This is a genomic window from Mycobacterium sp. ML4 (assembly GCF_054515735.1).
Genome location: NZ_JBTNSY010000002.1, coordinates 124,692 through 144,125, shown reverse-complemented (window position 1 = coordinate 144,125; position 19,434 = coordinate 124,692). Strand labels below are relative to the sequence as shown.

At 65.7% G+C, this 19,434-nt stretch carries 18 protein-coding genes; all 18 read right to left on the bottom strand.

Annotated features, from left to right (window positions below; genetic code table 11):
• Window positions 1-7: 7 nt before the first annotated feature.
• Window positions 8-1,348 (bottom strand): DUF1214 domain-containing protein, encoded by a 1,341-nt coding sequence (locus ACX9NE_RS02660; protein WP_459359925.1) that lies wholly within the window; start codon window positions 1,346-1,348, stop codon window positions 8-10.
• Window positions 1,338-2,489, bottom strand: a complete 1,152-nt coding sequence (locus ACX9NE_RS02655; RefSeq protein ID WP_459359926.1) for a sulfotransferase family protein — start codon at window positions 2,487-2,489, stop codon at window positions 1,338-1,340. The genes ACX9NE_RS02660 and ACX9NE_RS02655 overlap by 11 nt, the downstream gene beginning before the upstream one ends.
• 162 nt (window positions 2,490-2,651) lie before the next feature.
• Window positions 2,652-5,111 (bottom strand): PE family protein, encoded by a 2,460-nt coding sequence (locus ACX9NE_RS02650; RefSeq protein ID WP_459359927.1) that lies wholly within the window; start codon window positions 5,109-5,111, stop codon window positions 2,652-2,654.
• A 223-nt stretch (window positions 5,112-5,334) separates the two neighbouring features.
• Window positions 5,335-5,799 (bottom strand): MarR family winged helix-turn-helix transcriptional regulator, encoded by a 465-nt coding sequence (locus tag ACX9NE_RS02645; protein ID WP_459359928.1) that lies wholly within the window; start codon window positions 5,797-5,799, stop codon window positions 5,335-5,337.
• Window positions 5,800-5,882: 83 nt separating this feature from the next.
• A complete protein-coding gene (locus tag ACX9NE_RS02640; protein ID WP_459359929.1) occupies window positions 5,883-6,227 on the bottom strand; it encodes an MmpS family transport accessory protein in 345 nt (114 codons plus the stop codon).
• A 176-nt stretch (window positions 6,228-6,403) separates the two neighbouring features.
• Entirely contained in the window at window positions 6,404-6,913 is a 510-nt protein-coding gene (locus tag ACX9NE_RS02635; RefSeq protein WP_459359930.1) for a type II toxin-antitoxin system Phd/YefM family antitoxin, read from the bottom strand.
• 29 nt (window positions 6,914-6,942) lie between these two features.
• A complete protein-coding gene (locus tag ACX9NE_RS02630) occupies window positions 6,943-8,493 on the bottom strand; it encodes an MCE family protein (protein WP_459359931.1) in 1,551 nt (516 codons plus the stop codon).
• The gene (locus tag ACX9NE_RS02625; protein WP_459359932.1) at window positions 8,487-9,653 is read right to left on the bottom strand and encodes a virulence factor Mce family protein; all 1,167 of its coding nucleotides are present in this window, start codon (window positions 9,651-9,653) and stop codon (window positions 8,487-8,489) included. The genes ACX9NE_RS02630 and ACX9NE_RS02625 overlap by 7 nt, the downstream gene beginning before the upstream one ends.
• Window positions 9,650-11,236 (bottom strand): virulence factor Mce family protein, encoded by a 1,587-nt coding sequence (locus tag ACX9NE_RS02620; protein ID WP_459359933.1) that lies wholly within the window; start codon window positions 11,234-11,236, stop codon window positions 9,650-9,652. Before ACX9NE_RS02620 ends, ACX9NE_RS02625 begins: the two co-directional genes overlap by 4 nt.
• The gene (locus ACX9NE_RS02615; protein ID WP_459359934.1) at window positions 11,233-12,651 is read right to left on the bottom strand and encodes a virulence factor Mce family protein; all 1,419 of its coding nucleotides are present in this window, start codon (window positions 12,649-12,651) and stop codon (window positions 11,233-11,235) included. The genes ACX9NE_RS02620 and ACX9NE_RS02615 overlap by 4 nt, the downstream gene beginning before the upstream one ends.
• Window positions 12,652-12,664: 13 nt before the next feature.
• A complete protein-coding gene (locus ACX9NE_RS02610) occupies window positions 12,665-13,705 on the bottom strand; it encodes a virulence factor Mce family protein (protein ID WP_459359935.1) in 1,041 nt (346 codons plus the stop codon).
• Window positions 13,702-15,009, bottom strand: a complete 1,308-nt coding sequence (locus tag ACX9NE_RS02605; protein ID WP_459359936.1) for an MCE family protein — start codon at window positions 15,007-15,009, stop codon at window positions 13,702-13,704. Before ACX9NE_RS02605 ends, ACX9NE_RS02610 begins: the two co-directional genes overlap by 4 nt.
• A 5-nt stretch (window positions 15,010-15,014) precedes the next feature.
• On the bottom strand, window positions 15,015-15,875 hold the full coding sequence (locus tag ACX9NE_RS02600) for an MlaE family ABC transporter permease (RefSeq protein ID WP_459359937.1): 861 nt from the start codon (window positions 15,873-15,875) through the stop codon (window positions 15,015-15,017).
• 1 nt (window position 15,876) lies between these two features.
• Window positions 15,877-16,590, bottom strand: a complete 714-nt coding sequence (locus tag ACX9NE_RS02595) for an MlaE family ABC transporter permease (RefSeq protein WP_459360065.1) — start codon at window positions 16,588-16,590, stop codon at window positions 15,877-15,879.
• A gap of 526 nt (window positions 16,591-17,116) precedes the next feature.
• The gene (locus tag ACX9NE_RS02590) at window positions 17,117-17,788 is read right to left on the bottom strand and encodes a TetR/AcrR family transcriptional regulator (protein WP_459359938.1); all 672 of its coding nucleotides are present in this window, start codon (window positions 17,786-17,788) and stop codon (window positions 17,117-17,119) included.
• 179 nt (window positions 17,789-17,967) lie between these two features.
• A complete protein-coding gene (locus tag ACX9NE_RS02585; protein WP_459359939.1) occupies window positions 17,968-18,285 on the bottom strand; it encodes a hypothetical protein in 318 nt (105 codons plus the stop codon).
• A 372-nt stretch (window positions 18,286-18,657) separates the two neighbouring features.
• Window positions 18,658-18,963, bottom strand: a complete 306-nt coding sequence (locus ACX9NE_RS02580; RefSeq protein ID WP_459359940.1) for a hypothetical protein — start codon at window positions 18,961-18,963, stop codon at window positions 18,658-18,660.
• A 93-nt stretch (window positions 18,964-19,056) separates the two neighbouring features.
• Entirely contained in the window at window positions 19,057-19,377 is a 321-nt protein-coding gene (locus ACX9NE_RS02575) for a hypothetical protein (protein WP_459359941.1), read from the bottom strand.
• Window positions 19,378-19,434 lie beyond the last annotated feature (57 nt).

The window sequence follows — 19,434 nt, the reverse complement described above, 5'->3', positions numbered from 1 at the left end:
CGGGCACTCAGTACTGCCGATACCGGCGGGCTACGTGCTCCTGGCGGATCTCGATCTGTGCGGCGCGCTGCTCGGCGGTCACGGTCGCCGTGCCCGGCGGCAACCGCTCACGAACCTCAGACAGCGCGATTTTGCGCACCACCGTCGTCGGCATCTGTCCGGGCGGGGCCGGGTACGTCCAGCGCACGGTGAGAAAGCCGGTACGGTGGCCCGCGGTGTCCAGCCAATTCGGTACCCCTGGGTCGTGGTGCGCGATCACGTAGCGCCGCACCCCGTCGGGGTCCGTCACGGTCTGGAACCCGTTGAGGCTGGTGATGTGATTGGCGTAGTCCAGCGATTCGCCCCAGACGTTGGACAAGTGGAAGCCCAGGTAGGCGGGCTCGACCGGCACTGTGACCTCCACCAGCAGGGCCTCTTCGTGCTCGAGCTCGAAAACACCGCCGGAATAGACGTTGGTGCTCTGGCCGCCGCCCGAGGCGAGATTGGCCGGCGCGGGTTCGTTGAGCGCATTGTGTGGCATGAAGGTGACGCCATCGCCGTTCTTGTCACCGTTGGACTCCAGCACGATGTCGTAAAACTCGTTCCAGAACCGCATCTGGTGCTCGACGAGTTCGCCGACGCGCCGGAGCGCGCCGGCCGTAGTGTCAGGGTCGACGGCAGCCGGATGCGCCGGGCGTTGACCGACCTGCACGATGCGCAGCTCGGGCGACACCTCGTTGGCCCAGTCGTGGAACAGCGACCGCACGATCACATACTGCGCGGTGACCTGACCGTCCTTGGTGGTGGCGATGTAGTTGCCGGTATGGCCGGCGGGACGCTCTGGCGCGCAGAGAATTTCAAAACGCCCATCAGCGGCGACCGCCAGGCCGGTGCTGTCCAGCAGGCCGGTCACCACCCGTCCGCCGGGCGTCAGTTCCATCAGGTTGCCCGTGTCGCCCGCGTAGATGCTGTGTGCTTCGAAGACGGCGTACTGCGGTGCTACCGGCCCCGACACCCTGGCGGCACCACTCCAGTGCCGGTGGTCGGCGACGCGTCCGGTGATCCGGTAACTGCGGGCGCCGTCGATCCGCGCCGAAAGGTACAACGCGTCGGCGTTGTCGATGGTGGCCTTGTCCTGCGGTTGGATGGCACGCCGGAAGTACGGGAATCCGGGGTCTTCCAAACAGGCTCGTTCGATCGAGCTGAACAGGAACCCGAGCAGGTAACGATGCCCCTCGGCCAACCCCTGCTCGGTCGGCGGCGGCGCGTGCAATGCCGGCGAATCGACGTGGTCGCGGGCCCGGTTGATCGCGTCGATCATGTCGGCCCAAGCCGCCTGCAGCGCGCCCCGGGCGTGCTCAGTTGACATGTTCTCTACCTTTTTCCTCAGCGTCCCAACCGAATTCGCCGAAGAATGGGGCCAGCCGTGTCTTGATGTCGCCCGGGTCCAAACCGAACTCGTCGAGGCTGTAGCGATGCGCCGTCTCGTGGCCGGGCCGGCGCCCGGCGGCCTCGAACACCGCGGCGGCCTCGGGTCCCAGGTTCAGCCCCAGTTCGTCATAGACCCGTCGCATCGTGGCTGCGGGGGTGTCCACCAGTTCGCGGTAGTCCACCACGCAGGAGCGTATTTCGGGATGCCTGGCGAGCACGGCCAGCGGATGTGTGTAGGAGTGGATGGATTGGTCGGCGAGCACCCGCAGAGATTGCTCGATGAGCCGTTCAGCACGGCCGCGCAGGCGCCACTCGGTCTGCATCATCTTCAGCAGGCTGGGAATGGTCTCGTACGGATTACGTATCGGCACAATGAATCTCGCGTCAGGAAAGGCCTCGATCAGCGCCTCCACCCGTCCGCAGAAGGTAGGGTTCTTGCTCAGGTGGGTGCCTCCGCCATTGAGGGCCAGCTGCCGACGGACGCATTCTCGATAGAAGCTCATCACGCGCCGGCGCTTACCCGCGGGCCAGCGATCCACATGATAGAAGTCCAGCTCGCCCATGTAGGGAAACATCACGATCCAGAACCCGGAGCTCAGCGACCAGGTCAGGAAGAAGTCGTCCTCCTCGGGCACGAAGAACCCGGTCTTGTGCATGTCATCGGTCTCGGCGAAAGTCTTTGCTTCGGCGGCGTCGAGTCGTCGGCGCAGTGGCCTGCCGAACCTGGCATCGATGCGAAAGATCAGGCGCAGCAGTCGTTTCTGCAGCAGCGACGGGAAGAACAGCTCGTACATCAACGCATAGCTGAACTGCGGGTCGGCGGCCATCAACCGGTGCAGATATGTGGTGCCACTGCGGGCATGCCCCACGCTGAAAGTCGGCGCCCGAACGTCGGTGCGTCGCAGCGACGCAAAGAGCACCGGATCCAACGCGAAGCAGATCGCGTGGAACGCCGCGATCATCGGCATGGCGATCATGAACGTCAGGTACCGCTTGCGCGGCGTCGCCGGATCGTCGCGGAGCAGCCGCAGCATGGTGGCGAAATTCGACCAGTCGAAATAGAACCGCGACCCGTACATGAAATTCCTTCACCTGCGGAATCTTTAGTCCGCAGCACTGGACGAAGACTATTACCCGATATTTGACAATGTCAAGTAATTTCGGCGGCGCTGGCGCGCCACCACGGCCTTGCAGTCCGGTGCATATACGGGGCACGCCGCCCAAGTGACTTCGAACCGGAGCTACGGGTGCCCAGCCAGGTGAGAGAGCCCGGTAGCCAATGAGCTGACAACATTTTGCAGGTCGGTGACGATCGCCTTCGGGTCAGCGACCACCGGCTGGAGCAATGAAACGGGGTCCACACACCCATTCGCGTGCAGGCTGCTCATGCTGGCAGGGCCACCGGAAACGCCCGGCGCCCCGTGCGCCCCGGGCCCTCCGGATGTGCCGGTTCGTCCAAGTGCGCCGCCGTTTCCAGTCGTAGCCCCCGAACCCCCGGCACCGCCGTGCCCGCCGGTACCGCCGGAGTTACCGTCGCCGCCAGAACCGCCGATGCCGGCGTCGCCCGGGTGGCCGCTGAACATTCCGCTCGCACCGCCGTTGCCGCCGGTCCCCCCAGCGCCACCCTGGCCTCCGTTACCGCCGGACCCTCCGGCGCCGCCGACGCCACCGGCACCGTCCGAAGCGCCCGCGCCACCGGTTCCGCCGACGCCCCCGGGACCACCGTCCGCGCCGGCACCACCCATGCCGGCGCCGCCACCTATACCCCCCACCCCGCCATGACCACCGTCACCGACGAGCAGACCGCCATGCCCGCCATTGCCGCCCACGCCACCCCTGACACCGTCACCGCCGGCCCCACCGGCGGCCCCATCCCCACCCGTTCCGCCGGCTCCGCCGGCCGCCCCCGAGCCGCCGGGCCCGCCGTTACCACCCGCGGCTCCGGTGCCGCCGTTACCGCCTGCGCCGCCGATGCCACCGATGCCGTCGGCACCGCTGCCATTTCCGCCGGGGCCGCCCTGCCCGCCGCTACCGCCAGGCCCCCCATCTCCGCCGGGCGCGCCGGCACCACCGTCACCGCCCTGACCACCGGGACCACCAGAGCCGCCGTTGCCGCCGGATCCCAGGCCCGACTCAATACCAGCCGCTCCGAACCCGCCGTTGCCGGCGTTGCCGCCGGCACCGCCGGTGCCCCCGGGCGCCCCCGGCCCTCCATCACCGCCCTGCCCGCCGGGGCCACCGTTGCCGCCTGGGCCGCCGTCATGGACCCGGGAGTCGAAGCCATCGCCCCCACCGCCGCCGGCGCCGCCGGTACCGCCCGCCATGCCCGGTCGAGTGCCGTTGCCGCCCTGATTGCCCGGACCACCCGGTCCGCCGGTGCCACCTCCCCCGCCTGCAGTGCCGCCATCCGCGGGGTTGACCGGCGGGGCAAGGGCCGGGTTGACAGCATCTGTCCCGTGAAATCCAGCTGCGCCGTTGCCGCCTTGGCCGCCGGCACCGCCGGAGCCGAACAGAATGGCGCTGCCGCCGTTGCCGCCGTGTCCAGCGTCGATGTGCGGCACAGTCAGTCCGCCGAACGCGAAGCCTGCTACCGACGTGCCGCCTTGCCCGCCGTCCCCGCCGTTGCCGTACAGCTGCCCACCATTGCCCCCGTTCCCGCCGGCTGCACCCGTACCGCCGGCCCCACCGGCCCCACCGTTACCGAGCAGCCCGGCGGTGCCGCCGGCACCGCCGTCGCCACCCGTGTTGTTCATCAGCCCTGCACCGGCCCCACCGTTACCGCCGGCCCCGCCGTTGCCGATCAGCCCGGCAGACCCGCCGTGCCCGCCGAGACCACCGAGACCACCGCCAAGGCTGGGCCCGCCGTCACCGCCTGCTCCGCCGGCCCCGCCATTGCCGTACAACACGCCGGCTGCACCGCCGTAACCGCCGGTACCGGCTATGCCTCCAGTCGACCCATTGCCGCCGGTTCCGCCGGCCCCGCCGGACCCACCAGACCCGATAAGCCCAGCTGCGCCGCCGTTGCCGGCCGCCCCGCCGGCCCCGCCGACGCCAAAATAGACGGCAGACCCGCCGGTCCCGCCACCGCCCCCGGCGCCGCCGGTACCGAATAGACCGGCGCCGCCGCCCGCGCCGCCCGTTCCACCGACCCCGCCGTGGCCACCGATGGTCGTGGCTGGCGCGCCGTCGCCGCCTTTCCCACCGGCTCCGCCATTGCCGAACAACCAGCCGCCGGCGCCACCATTTCCACCAGCCTGGCCCGGGCCGCCGGCCGCGCCGGCTCCGCCGTCACCGATCAACAACCCGCCGGGTGCACCGTTACCGCCTGGCACCGTCGCATTGGCACCGTTCCCGATGAGCGGGCGGCCCAGCAACATCATGGTCGGAGCGTTCACCCGCTCGAGGAGAATCTGTTCTCCATTCGCGGCTTCGGTCGCCACATACGACCCCGCGGCAGCGGTCAACGCGGTCACGAACCGGTCATGAAACGTCAGCACCTGGGCGCCGATGGCTTGATATTGTCGAGCGTTCGCAACGAATAGCGTTGCGATGGCGGCTGATATCTCATCGGCCGCGGCCACCGCCAACTGGGTTGTCAGTGGGGCCACGGCGGCATTCGCGGCGCTGATAGTCGAGCCGATGCCGGCCAAGTCGGTTGCGGCGGCCTGCAGCAGCTCCGGCGCTAGCGTCAAATACGACATTGCTGACCTCCATGCGCCCGCCCCCTCGGCGCAACGCGCTTCGGTGACGGGCCACCGCCAATCGCTCTCTACCGCTCGCCAGGTGCGTGTGGTACTTCCCGCCAACCGTGCCGGGACGGGGTTGAGTAAACGTTGGCAATTCATTGAATCCGCTCATGCGCCGCTGAATCCTGCGGCTACTCACCATGCTGACCATGTTGTCGTGCCCCGAGAAGGTCACGGCTTATTCGATTGGCGTCGCCGTGGTGTCGGCGAGGAAGCGGGCCAGCAGCCGGTCGAACCGGCGCAGGTCATCGGCCGACCACTTCGCCAAAGCCCGTTGCAGGTGTTCGCGTCGTACCTCCTGCAGTGCGCGCGCGGCCCGCCGGCCCGCGGCGGTGGCTTTCACCAATGTCTTTCGCGCATCCCCCAGGTCCGGCCGTCTGGCCAACATCCCGTCGTCCTGCAGGCTTTGCACCCGGCGGGCGGCCATGCCGAGGTCCATATGCGCCAGGCGGGCCAGCTGGCCCATCGGCAACGGACCCTCGTCGGCCAGCACCCGCAACAGCACATAGGACGGTTGCGACAGCTCCACCGAAGCGGCGGCGGCCTGGCGCTTGAACATCGCCCGGCTGCCGCTCAAACGCATGATTCGCGACATCGTCGCACTGATCGAATCGAGCGTTTCGCGTTTCGGTGCGGTGGTCACAACCGCTACTTTACTTGACTTAGTCAAGAATTATGGTTGCCAACACCACTGCGGTGAAAAGCTTTTCGAGATCGCCGCGCCGCTCAGCGCGAGTAGATACAATGCGCCGACCCGCCGACGGGCTGCTGCGCCACCACCTGGCCGCCGAGCGTGATGCGGCAGCCGGGAGGGGTGGTACCGGTCCCCACCACGACCACCTGGAACAGAGTGACGTCCGGACCGGCCTGGATGGTCCGACTCCACGGCAGCGGCGCGTTGTACACGCGATCGACTGACGGATCGGTATCGATCGTCAGCGCAGTGCCCGTGCCCAACGCCTCGAACACCACCGTGTTCGGGTCGGCAGCTGCCGGCGGAGCCGTCAGCAAGAGTCCGGACAGTGCCGTTATTGCCATTGCCGACCCAGCGGCTCGGGTGACACGTTTCATTTGAATCAGACCCCTTGAGTTCGGACGGGTGTTCATCGCCACATGTCACCGACCGCATACGTTACGAGCAGGCGTTTTCCTTATCGATGCGTTCACCCTCCCCCGAGGCCGTCCTAAAGTAAACCTCCGGTGTCGCGCGAAGCCCGTTCGGCTGATTCCCGCGCTGAACCGCCCCGCTAAGCAACCGAAACGATGCGCGCGACAACTTTGCCGCCACGGCTGACCTCGATGGTCTGCCCCGATGCAACGCGATCGATGTACCGGCCCGCGCGGTTGCGCAGCTCGTCGAGTTCGATCCGCTGGCCGGCGTCTGCCGGAACGCCGGTTGCCTCCCCGGCCGCCACTATCCGCGCCAGTATCCGGCCGCCGCGGACCACATAGAGTGTCTCGCCCCCCGCGACCCGATCAAAGCATCGCCCCGCGCGCGTCCGAAGTTGGTCCAGCCCCACCCAACCCGCTTCCGCGGCGATCGCGGACCGCGCCGGGATCGGAGCCACCCGCCAATCACCGACGGGCACAATCTGTGCGACCAGCTTGCCGCGACGGACGACGTCCAGTGTTTCACCGGCAACAACCCGCTCAAGGTACGCGCAAGCATCACTCCGAAGTTGGCCCAGGCCAATCACTTCCGGCATATCGCTCCGATCCTCACCGGCGATCGACGCGGCCGCCGGTCGCCTCGTCATTATATGACTGTACGTGCGGTCAGTGTCAATCAGCCGTGCGGCGACAGCATGTCCCGCCACCCGTCGTCCCCGGTCCTGGTGGAATTCTCGACGGAGTATTTGACTCCGTCGGGCCCGACCAGCTCGCCGCGCTGTGGACTGTAGACGGCGACCGGCGGTTCGTTCCCGGTGTACACGCAGGGATTGGGCTGCTGGCCGTTGCACACCACGGTGCCCGATCCCGGGCGCGACAGCGGGTCGCTGAGTGGCGGCGGCGTGCCGGGTACCCGGTCGGCGGGCGCCGGGTTCATGCCGTTATTGATCGACGGCGCGGGTATCACCTGCCCCGGTTTGACCGGCTGGTCGCACCGTGCCGCTGCCGCCGGGCAGGTCAGGAGCTGGTTCGGGTCGCCGTACCAGGGGTTGGTGCCCAACGGCTCATAGGGCTTGGAGTCCCGGCATTCACGGGGCGTCGCAGCGCGTTTGCCGGGGACATCGACACACGGCAGGTTTCGGGCTCCACGCACGGCGTTCGACGGCGTGTCTTGCGGGATCTTGCAGTACGTCCCGGACGGCATCGGCGCGAGGCTGGTATCCGCCGGTGATCTCCACTGTGGTGCCGGCAGGAAACCCGTGAGACACGGTGGCGGCTGGTTGATCGTCAGATGCGTACCGAGCGAGGCGAAGCCCGGAAAGGCCGACGTCACCGTCTGGCCTTCCGCCGCACCCTGCGGATAAGCGACCAGCAGTTGCTCGACTCCTTTGTGATAGCGCTTGAGCATTTCCAGCACGATCTCCAGGTTCGCCAGCGTCTGCGGCAACGACTCGCGCACGTCGTCGAACACCGCGTTGACCAGATCGGTAGTCGGCGTCGCCTGGGTCAGGATGCTTTGCACGTGCTGGTCGTTCTCGTCGGTCTGGGCGGCCAGGACGTCCAGGTTGTGTGACCAGCGCTGGATCGCGCCACCCGAATTGACCTGGCTGTCGATCAGCGGCCCGGAGTTCTGGATGATGTCGTCGATATCGGTGATGTTGGCTCTGAAGTCGCCGGCGATCGCTTGCGTCGCATCGACGAGCCGCTGTAAAGCCGGCCCCAAACCCCCTACGGCTTGCGCTGTTTCGTCGAGTAATGCCGGGATCTTGCCCGCGGGAAGCGCGGCCAGGCCCCGGTTGGCGGCGTCCAGCGCCGGGCCGATCTCGGTGGGCACGGTGCCGTTGGTGATGGTCTGCCCGGGCGAGAAGTACTTGCCGGGGTTACCCACGGACACCAGGTCCAGGTACTGTTCGCCGACCGCCGACATGGAGTGCACGTTCGCCGACGAGTCGATCGGGATCTTGAAGCGCTCGGCGATGCTCATCGTGACCATCGCACCGTTCTCGGTGGGCTCCACGGAGGTGACCGTGCCGATGGTCTCCCCGCGATAGGTCACATTGGCGGTCCGGTACAGACCACCCGACGTCGGCAGGGTGGCGCGCAGGGTGTACTGACCGATCCCTACCGCGGTGGGAATCCGTAAGTAGTACCAACCCAACGCGATTGCGGTGAACACACTCAGCAGGGTGAACAGGAAGATCTGGCGCCAGATGAAGCGGGTCAGCATTGCCGGTCCGCCCTCTCCACCAGCGGGCCGCCGGGCGCATCGTTGGGGTTCGGCGTGTACCGGACGTCAGGAATCATCGTTTCCGGATCGCGCCCCCACGATTGCTCGAGGGCGCGCAGTGCGCCGGAGAACCCGGTCCCGGTGAGAACCGCATTGTCGACGGCGCTCATGGTCAGGTCGAGCGTCAGCGAAAGATTGAAATAGTCGCCGCGGAAGGCCTTCGGCACCGAGTCGACGTCGAACGGACGGACCAGCATCAGCTTCAGCGCACGGATCAGATACGGTGCGGCACGACCGAATTCCCGCAACGGGCACTGCAGCGCAACCAGATCCTGATGGAAGTCACCCAGTGCCGGGGCCAGGTACTGGTTGGCGACTTCGCCGAGCCGTCCTACCGAGTCGACCGCATTGATCAGCAGATTCTGCTTGTCAGCGAAATGTTTCAGCAGGGGTGGGAATTCGGTGAGAACCCGGTCGATGACGTCGGAACGCCCACCCACATATCTCAGCAGCCTGTTGCTGGAATCGATTGCCCGGGTGATGTCGTCGCGCTGCTCGTCGAGCCGGGCGGTGAACGTGTCCAGCTTGCCGAGGAAGGCACGAACCTGGTCTGCGCGCCCGTGCAAGATGTTGTAGACCTCGTTTTGCAGGACTTCGATGTTCGGGATTCCGCCGCCGCGCAGGATCATGGCGAGACTGGCCAGCGTCTGCTCCGTCGTCGGGTAGGTCGACGAATTCTTCAGTGGGATGGTGTCTCCCGGCCGCAGCGGCTCCCGGGACGGGTCGGGCGGCGCGGCCAGCTCCAAATGCTGCGAGCCCAACAGGCTGGTCTGCCCGATCTTGGCGGTGGCGTTTTTGGGTAGCTTGACGGCCTTGTCCAGCCGAAGCGTCAAGGTGGCGACCCAGTTCTTCAGTTCGATCGCGCGGACCGTGCCGACGAAGACATCGGCCACCCGGATCCGGCTGTTGGTGTTGAGTGCCAGCGTGTCGGCCATCTGCACGTAGACGGTGTAGGAGCCGGGGCCGGTGCCGGGTCCGCCGGGCATCGGAATATTGGCGACACCATGCCATTTCGAGCATGACGTCAGCGCCAGGGCAGCCACGGAAATCGCCAGCAGCTGCCGGGCCCGGTGCCGGATCCGGGTGCCTACTGCATTCACGATCCCGCTCCTGTCGCGACGGCCGCCTCCGCGGGCAGCAGCGGCCCGGGAAGCGCTGGCGTCGGCGCGACCGGACCCGGGACCACCCCCGGCGCCGGTGCCGGCGGAGGGATCGGCACTTGCGGCGCCCGCACACCGATCGGTGGCAGCACCGGGTACTCGTCGTATGCATTCGGTGGTCCCGGCGGGGTCTGCAGTCCCGACTGCGGGGGTGCGATGTCCGCGCCGCCCATCAGTTCGGCCAGGGATTCAGGAGTCAGCAGGCCCGCCGTGATCGGCCCCACCTGAGCGCCCTGCATCCCCGGTGCGACCACCCAGCCGGGCTGGGTGTTGCGGTGCGACAACGGTGTGTCCGGCACCCAGATCCCCGGCACCGTAGTGTCTTTGAACCCGTTCGGCGGCTGCAACCGGGGCTCTGAATAGGCGACTTCCTTGGGAAGCACCTCGGCCGTGCTGAAGAGGTTCAACCCGATTGGAAGATAGTTGAACTTGATGGCATCGAGAACGGGCGCCAGATATTGCGCACACAGTTCGGCCGAATCCTGGTAGCCCAACCGGCTGCCGGCCTGAATCATGCTGCACATGAACTGCATTGGGTTCGCGAAGTTCGGTATCGCCGGAATGGACATGACGGCGCCGTGTGAGGGGTGGTAGATCTGGCTGAGGTTGGTCTCCAAGGTCGGCAGCACGTGCAGGGCGGTCTCCAGACCATTCAGGGGCTCCGGCTGGACCAACGTGGTGGTCAGGGTGGCGAGGTTGTTGATGTCGTGAGTGAGCACGTCGCGGTTCTTGGTCAGGAATGGACGCAGCGTGGTGAGCAGACCGTCGAACTGCTGGATCGCATCGGCAAGCGCGCGGTCGGATCCGGTCAACCTGTCGGTGAAGGTCGCCAGGTTGGTGTTCAAGGCGACGAACTGCTTGTCGTCCTTGTGCAGGGCGTTGACGAAGAGCGCGAGACTGCGCACCACGGCGAAGAAATCGCCGCGGCCCTGGTTCAGTGCGGTCAGCGCCTGCGACAGGCTTTCCAGCGTGGTGTTGATCTGCTTGCCCTTGCCCGCCAGCCCGTCGGCGACGGACTCGACAAGGTCCCCGAAGGGACCCTTCGGCTGTTGCGGTGTCGGACCGAGTCTGTCGATGACGTTGGCCACGCTGGCGCGCAGTTCGTCCCACTCGGTGGGCACCTGCGTGCGCTCGATGGGAATCACGGCGTGATCGCCCATCACGGGTCCGCCTTTGTAGGGCGGTTCCAACTGAATGCTGCGCGATGCCACCAAGGTTGGGTTCACGATCACGGCGGAGGCGTTGGCCGGAACCTTGTACTTGTTGGCGTAGTGGAAAGTCACCTTCATCTTGTCGCCGGCCGGTTCGATGGAGTCAATCGAGCCGACGCGGACGCCCATGATCTGGACCTTGTCGCCGGAGTAGAGCGCGATCGCCGATGGCAGGTAAGCAACCACGGTGTTGTTGCTCATCTTCTGATACAGCTGCCAACCGAAGTAACCCGCGACCAGGGCCACAGCAACGGCCAGCGCCGTGATGACCGTTCGGCCCCAGTGCCTGCGGACAGTGACATTGGTGCTCAACTCTGACCTCCCGTGCCCTCGGTGCGCGCTCCCGGCGGCGCGTTGGGCGGCAACGGGACCGGTGTGCCGGGCACGTCCGGCGGCGGCTCGCCCGACCGCCCGGCGATCGGGATTCCCGGCGTAGGCGGCAGCCCGTTCGGGTTGGGCGGCGATGTCTGCACGTCGAGGGGGGCCGGGAAGCTGCCACCGAATGGGCCGGTGTCGACTCCCATGCACGGCAACGGATTCCACGGCCTCGGCAACGCGTCGGGCGCGGGGGTGTACGAACACGCCGTTCCCGGTGGGACGGCCGGTCCGGGGTGTTCCGGGGTACCTTCCAGCACCTGGGGTGCGGGCGGCGGCGCGCCGTTGGGGAACCGGGTGCCGTTGGGGTCGGGGAAGCGGAAGGCGGGCAGGCCCGCGCTGCGCCAGAACTCCTCCGGGTCCAGACCACGTTTCTTGAACGCGGCGTCGACAAACGGCTGCAGGATCCAGTACGGCAGCAGGTTGGACAGAACGATCTTGAAGAACGGTCCCGACGCGACCGACTCGCCTAACGATGCCGCGAATTGGCTTACAAAGGTCAGGGTCTGGGCCAGGTCGTCCTTGCGTTGCACCAGCACGTCGCTGAGCGTGCGCAACTGCTCCAGTGCCGAATTCAGATTCGGGTTGTCGTTGATGAATCCCTTGATCTGGGCCGCGACGCCCGAAATGTTCTGCAGCAGAGTGTCGATGGCCCGTCCACGTTCGTTGAACGCCACCAGTAGTGTCTTGGCGTTGACCAACAAACGGTTAATCTGCTCGCTGCGGTCACCGAGCACGCTGGCTACCTGGTTGGCCTGGGCGAGTAGGTGCTTGATCTCGTCGTCGCGTTTGCCGATGGTGTCGGAGAATTTGGCTACGCCGTCCAGAGCGGCACTGAGGTGCGGGTAGGTCTGATCGATGGTCTGCGACAACACATTCAACGACTGTTTGACGGTGTCGATGTCCCAGCCGGTGGCCGCGTTGGTGATGTCGAAGTTGGCGTCGTAAAGCTGGTACGGCGTAGTGCCCTGACCCAGCGGTAGCACGCCCCCGGGCCGCAATGCCTTGGCTCCCCGCGGCTCGATCTCGAGCACCTTCTTACCCAGGATGGTGTCCGTCTTGATCGCCAGCCGGCTTTCGGTGCCAATCGTGTTGCCGCCGATGGAGAACTTGACCAGCACATGATCCCCGTCGACCTCAATGCCTTGGACCGTGCCGACATTGACCCCGGTGATGCGCACCTTGTCGTTCTTGTTCAACTGACCCGAGTCGGTGAATTCCCCGTAGTAGGCCGGGGCGGCAAACAGCATCGGTACGCTGGTGAAGCTTTGCCCGACCGCGACGACGAGCACCAACACGGTGACGCCCATCAGCCCGACGCGGTTGCGGTTGAATTCGGTCAGTGTCCTCATGACGGAATGGTCCTCATTGCGGCGTACACCTACCCGTGGGCTGCTGCCAGATCCTGACGGTGCGGACCGGACCGCCGCCCTGCAATCCGTTCCACCTGATCGAGAGGTCGCAGAGGTAGAAGTTCACCCAGTCGCCGTAGAGGCCGATGCTGCGTCCGATCAGGTTCAGTGCGGTCGGCGTCCTGTGAATGAGGTCGCTGAGCTGTTCGCGCTGATCGATAAGCGGCTGCTGGAGGGCCTGCAGGTAGTTGATCTCCTTGTGCAGCAGCACGCGGTTGTCCGCGAGTAGCTCGGCCACCGTGCCCGCGGCGTTGCTGATGTTGGCGAGGCCGGCGGCCAGCGGATCGGCGTGGTTCTGCAGGCCGGTGATCAATCGCTCGAAGTTGTCGACGGTTTCGTCGAACTCCTTGCGATGTCTGACCGTGGTGTCCAGCACGACGTTCAGGTTCTTGACCACCTCGCCGATCGCCTGGTCGCGTTCGGCGATGTGCGCGGTGAGTTGTGCGGTGTGGTCGAGGATGTCGTTGATGGTTCCGCCCTGACCCTGGAAGACGGTGATGATGGCTGAGGCGATGGAGTTGACCTTGTCCGGTTCAAGCGCCCGGAACAGCGGCTTGAATCCACCGATCAGGGCGTCGAGGTCCAGAGCCGGTGAGGTCCGCGACCGCGGGATGAATCCTCCCGCCGGCAGTACCCGATCGGCCCCGTCGCCCGTGCCGCGTTTGAGCTCGATGAAGCGATTGCCGAGTAGGTCGAGATAGCGGATTTGCGCGGTCGTCGACTGATACAGCTGTATCGAGCGGTCGACCTCGAAATCAACCATTGCCCGGGTGCCGCCATCGACCAGCCGTACCGATTTGACCTTGCCGACCTCCACTCCGGAGGCGCGCACGAACTGGCCGTCTTTCAGGCCGCTGGCGTTGCTGAACTCCGCCGAATACTTGTTGGTGCTGGTGAAGCGCATCTGGGCGAAGACCACGATGATCGACACGACGATCAGGGACAGCACCAACGAAACGATGCCGAGTTTGATTGCGTTGCCGAGAGTTTTCATGGGTTGATCGTGTTGTCCCCGACTTGGCGGCCCCACACGTACTCCAGCGCGTACGGCGAACCGGTGTCTAAGTGGTTGTACGGCGCGAGGCTGGCGCCGGTGTCCATTACCAGGCTCGGCGCCGGCCAGAAGTCGTGGTTGATCGGCTGCCAGCAGCCCGGGGTGCCGCCCGGGCCACCGCGTGCGTTCACCCGCGGCAGATTCTCCGGATATGTGTAGGGATTGGGCGCCCCGCCCACCAGCCCGGCGACCTGCAGGAGGCCTTGGGTAAGCACCGTGCCGGTCAGCCCCGGAAGGGTGAGAATGCCGCCCAACCCTGACGTCAATTCGCTCATCGTTTTCAGCCCGTAGCCGTTGCCGCCGCCCGTCGTCGCATAAGCCAGGGGCTCCTCGTCGTAGTAATTGCGGATGGTGCAGAAGATTTCGGGACTGTAGGTGTCAAACAGCTGGGCCGTGGGCAGCAGATCGGAGATGCCGCGCTGCAGATAGGGCCCGCCGCGGGCGAAGATGTCCGCACCGGTGTTGCCCAGCCCGGCCGCGGCCAACAATGCCGAGTCGAGTTCGGCTTCCTGCCGGTGCAGCGTGCGCGCGGTGACAACGGCGTGGTTCAGCGCGTCGAAGAGATCCGGCGCGGCATTGCTGTAGATGTCGGCCAGAGCGGCGATCTGCTGAATGTCATGGCGGATCTGCGGCATTCGCGGATTGATGTCGTCGAGGATGGCGTTGCCGTTGACGATCGACTGCCCGAACTTGTCGCCCAGCCCGGTCAAGGCCTGCGCCGCCGCGGCCAACGTCAAGTTCAACTTGACCGGATCCACCTTCTCCGCGATCGAGGTAATGGTCTCGAACAGCGTATTGAACTCGGTGGTCACCGACCTCGCGTCGATTACCAGCTGCGGTGAGATGCGCTGCGGTGTCGGGTTTTTCGGCGACGTCAAGGCCACGTACTTGTTGCCGAAGACGGTGGTCGCCTTGATATTGGCATCCACATTCGCCGGGATCAGCCGGAGGTAGTCGGGATCGACGTCCATGACGAACTTGGCCACCGGGACGCCGTCGCGCTGGATCTCCGTAATGCTGGCCACCCGGCCGATTTCCACCCCGTTGTAGGTGACCTTCGATCCCGGGTCCATCACCAAACCCGCCCTGGGGGCCACCAGCGTCAGGGGCGTCTTCGGCGTCAGCCGACCCCGAAACTGAAACCACACGAACGTCAACACCACCGCGGCGACCACCAGGAACACCACGGCCGCGGTCTTGTACGGCGGGATGCGTGGGGGGTTCTCCTTCACCGGGTTCGTCATGTCGGCTACACGGTGAGGTTGAAGTTGGGGTTCTTGCCGTATACCGCCATCGCGGTCAGGACGACCACGACAACGATGGTGATCAACGACAGTCGCATGGAGCGCCCGACCGCTTCGCCGACGCCGACCGGCCCGCCGTGGGCGGTGTAGCCGTAGTAGGAGTGGGTGGTCATCACGACCACGGCCACGAGAATGACCTCCGCGAACGACCAGCCGACGTCATTGAGGCGCAGGAACGTGTGGAAGTAGTGGTTGTACGTGCCGGCGGATTGCCCGTAGAGGACAACGGTCGTGAGCTGCGCGGACAGAAATGCCAGGGTGATCGCCAACCCGTAGAGCGGAATGATGACGACCAGGCCAGCCACCACCCGGGTGGACACCAGGAAGGGGATCGACCTGATGCTCATCACCTCAAGTGCGTCGATCTCTTCGCTGATGCGCATCGCGCCCAGTTCGGCGGTGGCGCCGGCACCGACCGTGGCGGCCAGCGCCTGACCGGCGGCCACCGGCGCCACGAACCGCACGTTGACCATCGCCGCCAGGAATCCCGTGAACGCCTCGACCCCGATGTTGCCCAGCGACGCGAAACCCTGGATGGCGACCAGTGAGCCCGCGGACAAGGTGATGAACCCGACGATGGCGGCCGTGCCACCGACCACGGCCATTGCGCCGGTGCCCATCCCCATCTGGGCAACCAGCCGGACCAACTCTTTCGGGTAGCGGCGCACGGCGAAGGGAATCTGCCCGACTGCGGTCACAGCGAACCAGACCATCTGCCCGATCACGAGAAGCGCCTTCACCGGGGCCTCCCCGTATCGACCCAGATTGGCTCGCGGAAGCCTGAGATGGGTTGTGGCAGTAGCCATATCAGCGCCCCGTTCCGAATCGGACGCCGATCGTGGTCAGCGCGGCGTTAACGGCGAACAGCGCGATGAAACACAGCACCACCGTCTCGTTGACGGCAGTGCCCAGACCCTTGGACCCGCCGCGGACGATCAGGCCGCGGTAGCAGCCGACCAGCCCGGCGATCAACCCGAACGTGGCCGCCTTGATGTTGGCGATCACCACCTCGGGCAGGCCGGTGAGGGCAGTCAAGGTGGAGAGATAGGCACCGCTCGAGACGTTCTGCAGGTACACGCTGAACAGGTAGCCGCCGCCGAGTCCGACGGCGATCACGAGGCCGTTGAGCAGCACAGCGACGATCGTCGAGGCGACAACGCGCGGCAGCACCAGCCGGTGAATCGGGTCGATGCCGAGCACTTCGAGCGCGTCGATCTCCTCGCGAATGGTGCGCGCGCCCAGGTCGGCGCAGATCGCGGTCCCTCCGGCGCCGGCGACCACCAAGACCGTCACAATCGGCCCGAGTTGGGTCACCGCTCCGATCCCCGCACCCGCCCCCGAGACGTCGGCCGCACCGAACTCGGCGAGCAGGACATTGAGCGTGAAGATGAGCAGCACGGTTTCGGGAATGGACACCGCGATGGTGGGTAGCAGCGATACCCGCATCAAGAACCAGCCGATCCAGATGAACTCGCGCCACTCGAAGGGTTGCTTCAGCGCTTTGGCGGTCAGCACGCACATCCGGAAGAACCCGCCGGCCACCTCGGTTCCCGGCCGGATCCTACTGCCGATTCTGCCGGCAACGCTGTGGGAAGCGGTCATCGTCGTGAACTCCCGATGGAGGCTGGCAGAGCGGCGCAGCAAACACCAATATTGTTGTACAACGCCATTTTTCGGATCGGATGACCGCTTTGTGTCATGTTGGTCCGGCCCTGCGGAGGCATCACGTGCGGTAGCCGACCGGCAGTCCCGGTCCCCACCCTTCGGCTCCATGCCGCCCGCGCTTGCGCCACGCCGCAACTATGGCATTAGACCGTACGTGCAGTCAACAGATCGAGAATTTCGGATGGCTTTTGCCGGTTCCCGGCTGGGGCGGCATCTCCGCGAGGCGCCTTGAACAGCGCTTTTGCGCCGACCCGCCTATCAATGTGCTTTTCCGGAGCGGGCTCAGTGACCTGTACGTACAGTCAATGATCGATCTTCCCGATCGCCGGTCGCGTCAGACGCCAATTCCTTTATCGCCGTGGGTTTCCGGCGGGCACCGTGGTTAAGTCGGGTCGCTCGTGACCACGGTGAGGCATTCCCGCACCACCGAGACGACCTCGCATGATGGATTCGCCCACTTGCTCAGCCCGAACCGATCCAGCAACAGTCCGCCGAGGAACACGTCCACGAAGGCGGCTCCCACACGTTCAGGGGTCCGCGAGTCATTGGGGTCGAACCACACCCACATCCACTCGAGCGATCCCCACAGCTGCAGTGCCGCCAGATCGACGTCAACGCTTCGGAATACACCGGACTCGACCCCGTTGCGGATCTCATCGATGGTGAGCGCCTGCAACTGATGGCGCAGCTTCCGCACCTGCTGCATTGCCGGGTCCTCGGACAACTGCACCACTTCGCGCTGGCTTGCCACGGTGGCGTCTCGGGCCATCACCTGGAGCAGCACCGAGGTGAAGATGATTGCGGCAATACGCTCGTGCGGCGCGGTCACGCGGTCCCAGACCATCCGGAGCACGTCGAGTTGGTTGGCCAGGTGGGTTTCTTCCAGCTCCCGCAGCATCTGCGCTTTGGTCCCGAAATGGTGAACAATGGTGCCCTTCGACATACCGAGCTCGTCGGCGATGTCACCGATATTCGTTCTCTCATAACCACGTTCGGCGACATAGCGGACAAACGCGTCGAGAATCTCGCCACGCCTGCCGGGCGATCTGGGCATTGGACACCTTCGGCTTCGACTAACCGTACGAACGGTCTATCATAACCATCGCGGCGTGAACATACCCCACTACACTTGCCCATCGGAGTTACCCGATGCGCCAGCGGTGCGATCGCACCGCTAGAAGCGCGGCCAGGAATCGGCCGCGGCGAGTGCCGCGGCCTCCTTCGGCACTCGGGTCAGAGGGCCTGCAGGGGCCTACTTCGGTTAGCGGCGTTTGGCGCAGTGACAACATACATGTTGGCGCCGGCCGCCGCCTTGACTTCGCCGGTGGTGTACATGGTCAAGAGTTCTCTGCCATCGCTATCGGCAACGCACACATAGGTGTCGGTCTCGGGGTCGTAGTCGAAGCTGTCCCAAGCCAATACGAAAGCCAAGCAGTTGCCATCGCGATCCGCTATGACAAGCTTGTGCGCGCCGGACTTCTTGAGTAGGTCGGCATCCTGCGCGCGCCGTTGAGAGACCCCGTTTTTGTGCATCGGTACGCTGTTCAACATCTGTGTGCTCCCTAGCGAGGTTGTCTCCGTCGGGCCCGGGCGCTGCAAAAATCCCGACCTGGCGGTACAACGGACATTACCTCCGAATACCAGGCTCTACCAGGGCATTAAGGCCCTCGTCGAGGGGCCGTTGGTTGATGTCGCGACATCGCGGAACCCCACCGCCTCTCGGGCCGAGGCTTCGATATGTTCGATTGCCGCCCGCTGATGTGCGGTCGTGTCAGCTCTTCGACTCCCCGCGTCCGGTCCCGGGCTCGAGCGACGGCCCGACACCCCCGGCGGACGGCTGCGACTCACTGGTCTGACCAGCGGGCTGCTCCTCGGCCGGGGACGTCGTCGCACTCCCCGGCGCTTGGTCGGGGCTGGGCGACTTTAGTCGGGGTCGGTGACTGATCCCTGAGCTCCGGCGCCCTGCTCACTTTCCCGGCGCCCCTCGTACGGCGGGATCACGCTGCCGGTGTCCTGCGGAGCCAACTCCCCAGTTCCCCCGTAAACGTCGGTTGCAGCGGGATCGCTTATCGGAGGGTTGGCATCCTCGTCGACGGTCCCCACCGGACGCTCGCCCCCGCCGGGTTGAGGCACATCACTTCCTGTGTCACGTGCGCCGCTGCCCAGTTCCGGGTCATCGAAGTGTTCCAGCCGAGTGCTGTCGGACCCTCCGGTTGTCTGATCGGCCATGATTCCATCTCCTCGAGATGCCTCGTCGAACGGAAGCATCTAACAGCGGATACCCGCGACGTATCTGCGAAACGGTCCGCTGCGCGATCGACCTCAATCCGAAGACTTGTCGGAATCCTTCGAGTCGTCATCGTCGTCATCGTCGTCATCGTCATCGTCGTCATCGTCTTTGTCGTCCTCGTAATCGTCATCGTCATCGTCGTCGTCATCGTCGTCGGACTCGGCAACCTGCCCTGATTCCCTGGCCTCGTCCAGCTTGTCGGCGAATTTCGTCAAGAGCCCGGCAAGCTGACGGGCTTCATCCGGTTCCAACGCATCGTCGAACAGTCGATCGTCGTCCTCGGAGACGCGCTCCAGGTAGACCGCGTTGTTCTCGATACCGACATCCCACCGGCCCCCCTCTTGATGAACCATTCGATGCCCTTCCTGATCGTTGCCAAGCCGCGGCGCACCCGCGCTAACAACGTCTTT

Excerpts from the sequence above, each read along its gene's own strand:
- ACX9NE_RS02630 (WP_459359931.1), bottom strand. The coding sequence starts at position 8,493 with ATGCTGACCCGCTTCATCTGGCGCCAGATCTTCCTGTTCACCCTGCTG.
- ACX9NE_RS02640 (WP_459359929.1), bottom strand. The coding sequence starts at position 6,227 with ATGAAACGTGTCACCCGAGCCGCTGGGTCGGCAATGGCAATAACGGCA.
- ACX9NE_RS02575 (WP_459359941.1), bottom strand. The coding sequence starts at position 19,377 with ATGGTTCATCAAGAGGGGGGCCGGTGGGATGTCGGTATCGAGAACAAC.
- ACX9NE_RS02595 (WP_459360065.1), bottom strand. The coding sequence starts at position 16,590 with ATGTGCGTGCTGACCGCCAAAGCGCTGAAGCAACCCTTCGAGTGGCGC.
- ACX9NE_RS02605 (WP_459359936.1), bottom strand. The coding sequence starts at position 15,009 with ATGACGAACCCGGTGAAGGAGAACCCCCCACGCATCCCGCCGTACAAG.
- ACX9NE_RS02635 (WP_459359930.1), bottom strand. The coding sequence starts at position 6,913 with ATGACGAGGCGACCGGCGGCCGCGTCGATCGCCGGTGAGGATCGGAGC.
- ACX9NE_RS02580 (WP_459359940.1), bottom strand. The coding sequence starts at position 18,963 with ATGGCCGATCAGACAACCGGAGGGTCCGACAGCACTCGGCTGGAACAC.
- ACX9NE_RS02615 (WP_459359934.1), bottom strand. The coding sequence starts at position 12,651 with ATGAGGACACTGACCGAATTCAACCGCAACCGCGTCGGGCTGATGGGC.
- ACX9NE_RS02660 (WP_459359925.1), bottom strand. The coding sequence starts at position 1,348 with ATGTCAACTGAGCACGCCCGGGGCGCGCTGCAGGCGGCTTGGGCCGAC.
- ACX9NE_RS02585 (WP_459359939.1), bottom strand. The coding sequence starts at position 18,285 with ATGTTGAACAGCGTACCGATGCACAAAAACGGGGTCTCTCAACGGCGC.
- ACX9NE_RS02655 (WP_459359926.1), bottom strand. The coding sequence starts at position 2,489 with ATGTACGGGTCGCGGTTCTATTTCGACTGGTCGAATTTCGCCACCATG.
- ACX9NE_RS02600 (WP_459359937.1), bottom strand. The coding sequence starts at position 15,875 with ATGGCTACTGCCACAACCCATCTCAGGCTTCCGCGAGCCAATCTGGGT.
- ACX9NE_RS02590 (WP_459359938.1), bottom strand. The coding sequence starts at position 17,788 with ATGCCCAGATCGCCCGGCAGGCGTGGCGAGATTCTCGACGCGTTTGTC.
- ACX9NE_RS02650 (WP_459359927.1), bottom strand. The coding sequence starts at position 5,111 with ATGTCGTATTTGACGCTAGCGCCGGAGCTGCTGCAGGCCGCCGCAACC.
- ACX9NE_RS02610 (WP_459359935.1), bottom strand. The coding sequence starts at position 13,705 with ATGAAAACTCTCGGCAACGCAATCAAACTCGGCATCGTTTCGTTGGTG.